Genomic DNA, 3,485 nt, shown 5'->3' on the forward strand with positions numbered 1-3,485 from the left:
GCCAAACCCAATAAGGATGAGCATTGGCAATGAGAACGATCAAGTGTCAAAAGGGCATTTGGTGGATGCCTTGGCATGCACAGGCGATGAAGGACGTGATACGCTGCGATAAGCCGTGGGGAGCTGCGAATGAGCTTTGATCCATGGATCTCCGAATGGGGCAACCCACCTTAAATGCTTGGAAAATCATTTTGGTTGTCGTTTGGCTGAACGAAGCGAAGCTTCGCAAGGCCAGAGGCCGTCGCGCATCGTTGCGCGCCCTAACGGAGCGTCAGCTCCGAAGGAGCGGTACGACGCGTGAGTGAGAACCAAAATGGTTTCCAAGCATTGTTGAAAGGTATCTTATTCTGAATACATAGGGATAAGAAGCGAACGCAGGGAACTGAAACATCTAAGTACCTGCAGGAAAGGACATCAACCGAGACTCCGCAAGTAGTGGCGAGCGAACGCGGACCAGGCCAGTGGCAATGAGGAATGAAGTGGAACGATTTGGAAAGGTCGGCCGTAGAGGGTGATAGCCCCTTACACGTAGAACACTCATTGTCCTTGAGTAAGGCGGGACACGAGAAATCCTGTCTGAACATGGGGAGACCACTCTCCAAGCCTAAGTACTCGTGCATGACCGATAGCGAACAAGTACCGTGAGGGAAAGGTGAAAAGCACCCCGACAAGGGGAGTGAAATAGAACCTGAAACCGGATGCCTACAAACAGTCGGAGCCCGCAAGGGTGACGGCGTACCTTTTGTATAATGGGTCAACGACTTAGTGTGACGAGCAAGCTTAAGCCGATAGGTGAAGGCGCAGCGAAAGCGAGTCTGAACAGGGCGTTCAGTTCGTCGCATTAGACCCGAAACCGAGTGATCTAGCCATGAGCAGGTTGAAGGTTGGGTAACACCAACTGGAGGACCGAACCCGCATCTGTTGCAATAGATTGGGATGACTTGTGGCTAGGGGTGAAAGGCCAATCAAACTCGGAAATAGCTGGTTCTCCGCGAAATCTATTTAGGTAGAGCGTCGACCGAATACCCCCGGGGGTAGAGCACTGGATGGGCTATGGGGACTCACCGTCTTACTGATCCTAACCAAACTCCGAATACCGGGGAGTACTAGTCGGCAGACACACGGCGGGTGCTAACGTCCGTCGTGAAAAGGGCAACAACCCTGACCTCCAGCTAAGGTCCCCAAGTCATGGCTAAGTGGGAAAGGATGTGAGGATCCCAAAACAACCAGGATGTTGGCTTAGAAGCAGCCATCATTTAAAGAAAGCGTAACAGCTCACTGGTCTAAATAAGGGTCTTTGCGCCGAAAATGTAACGGGGCTAAAGCCATGCACCGAAGCTGAGGATGTGCCGCAAGGCACGTGGTAGCGGAGCGTTCCGTAAGCCTGTGAAGGGATACCCGTGAGGGGTCCTGGAGGTATCGGAAGTGCGAATGTTGACATGAGTAACGATAAAGAGGGTGAGAGACCCTCTCGCCGAAAGACCAAGGGTTCCTGCTTAAAGTTAATCTGAGCAGGGTTAGCCGGCCCCTAAGACGAGGCGGACACGCGTAGTCGATGGGAACCACGTTAATATTCGTGGGCCTGGTGGTAGTGACGGATCGCTTAACTTGTCTGGACTTATTGGATTGTCCAGGCCTGGACGCGGTCCCGGGAAATAGCTCCACCGTATAGACCGTACCCGAAACCGACACAGGTGGTCAGGTAGAGTATACCAAGGCGCTTGAGAGAACTGCGTTGAAGGAACTCGGCAAATTGCACGCGTAACTTCGGAAGAAGCGTGACCCTTTTGTACGCAAGTATGATGGGGTGGCACAGACCAGGGGGTAGCGACTGTTTATCAAAAACACAGGGCTCTGCGAAGTCGCAAGACGACGTATAGGGTCTGACGCCTGCCCGGTGCTGGAAGGTTAAGAGGAGGGGTGCAAGCTCTGAATCGAAGCCCCAGTAAACGGCGGCCGTAACTATAACGGTCCTAAGGTAGCGAAATTCCTTGTCGGGTAAGTTCCGACCTGCACGAATGGCGTAACGACTTCCCCGCTGTCTCCAACGCAGACTCAGTGAAATTGAATTCCCCGTGAAGATGCGGGGTTCCTGCGGTCAGACGGAAAGACCCCGTGCACCTTTACTATAGCTTTACACTGGCATTCGTGTCGGCATGTGTAGGATAGGTGGTAGGCTTTGAAGCAGGGACGCCAGTTCCTGTGGAGCCGTCCTTGAAATACCACCCTTATCGTCATGGATGTCTAACCGCGGTCCGTCATCCGGATCCGGGACAGTGTATGGTGGGTAGTTTGACTGGGGCGGTCGCCTCCGAAAGAGTAACGGAGGCGCGCGATGGTGGGCTCAGAGCGGTCGGAAATCGCTCGTCGAGTGCAATGGCATAAGCCCGCCTGACTGCGAGACTGACAAGTCGAGCAGAGACGAAAGTCGGTCATAGTGATCCGGTGGTCCCGCGTGGAAGGGCCATCGCTCAACGGATAAAAGGTACGCCGGGGATAACAGGCTGATGACCCCCAAGAGTCCATATCGACGGGGTTGTTTGGCACCTCGATGTCGGCTCATCGCATCCTGGGGCTGGAGCAGGTCCCAAGGGTTTGGCTGTTCGCCAATTAAAGCGGTACGTGAGCTGGGTTCAGAACGTCGTGAGACAGTTCGGTCCCTATCTGCCGTGGGTGTAGGAATATTGACAGGATCTGTCCCTAGTACGAGAGGACCGGGATGGACATATCTCTGGTGGACCTGTTGTCCTGCCAAGGGCATAGCAGGGTAGCTATATATGGAAGGGATAACCGCTGAAGGCATCTAAGCGGGAAACCCACCTGAAAACGAGTATTCCCTTGAGAACCGTGGAAGACGACCACGTTGATAGGCCGGGTGTGGAAGTGCGGCAACGCATGAAGCTTACCGGTACTAATCGTTCGATCGGCTTGATCGTTCCCATTGCTTATGCTCATCATGGATGCGCATCGCAATTCTTTGTCCTCACGCTGTCGGCCTTCGGCCGACGCTGCGGACGGCGCGCCAGACGACTGGCGGCTCGGCTCTGCCGGCTGCTGGAGTTGTCCGGATAAGACGCATGACGTGTTCAAAACGAAGCAATCGCTTCACCAGCTTCTCGACAATTTGCTCCCCTCCGGGGAGCAACGCTTGCGCTTTGCCGACCTGGTGGTTCTGGCGGGGTGGCTGCACCCGTTCCCATTCCGAACACGGCCGTGAAACGCCCCAGCGCCGATGGTACTTCGTCTTAAGACGCGGGAGAGTAGGTCGCTGCCAGGTCTGCAAATCGCAAGATAAAACATCTTCTCTCACAAACGCCGGCAAACGGCGAAAACAACACAAAACAAAAACGAAAGTTGACGCGGGGTGGAGCAGCCCGGTAGCTCGTCAGGCTCATAACCTGAAGGCCGCAGGTTCAAATCCTGCCCCCGCAACCAACAAAAACCCCCGGTGCCCAAACGCCCCGGGGGTTTTGCCGTTCCCCCGC

At 54.7% G+C, this 3,485-nt stretch carries 1 tRNA gene and 2 rRNA genes; all 3 read left to right on the forward strand.

Going from position 1 to position 3,485, the window contains the following annotated elements:
• Positions 1 to 37 precede the first annotated feature (37 nt).
• A 23S ribosomal RNA gene (locus GHK62_RS33410) occupies positions 38 to 2,936 on the forward strand.
• Between the two features lie 226 nt (positions 2,937 to 3,162).
• Positions 3,163 to 3,277 (forward strand): 5S ribosomal RNA (gene rrf, locus GHK62_RS33415).
• An 81-nt stretch (positions 3,278 to 3,358) separates the two neighbouring features.
• Positions 3,359 to 3,435 (forward strand) — tRNA-Met (locus GHK62_RS33420).
• Positions 3,436 to 3,485 lie beyond the last annotated feature (50 nt).

It is taken from the genome of Sinorhizobium terangae, assembly GCF_009601505.1.
In the GTDB taxonomy this organism is placed as follows: Bacteria; Pseudomonadota; Alphaproteobacteria; order Rhizobiales; family Rhizobiaceae; genus Sinorhizobium; species Sinorhizobium terangae.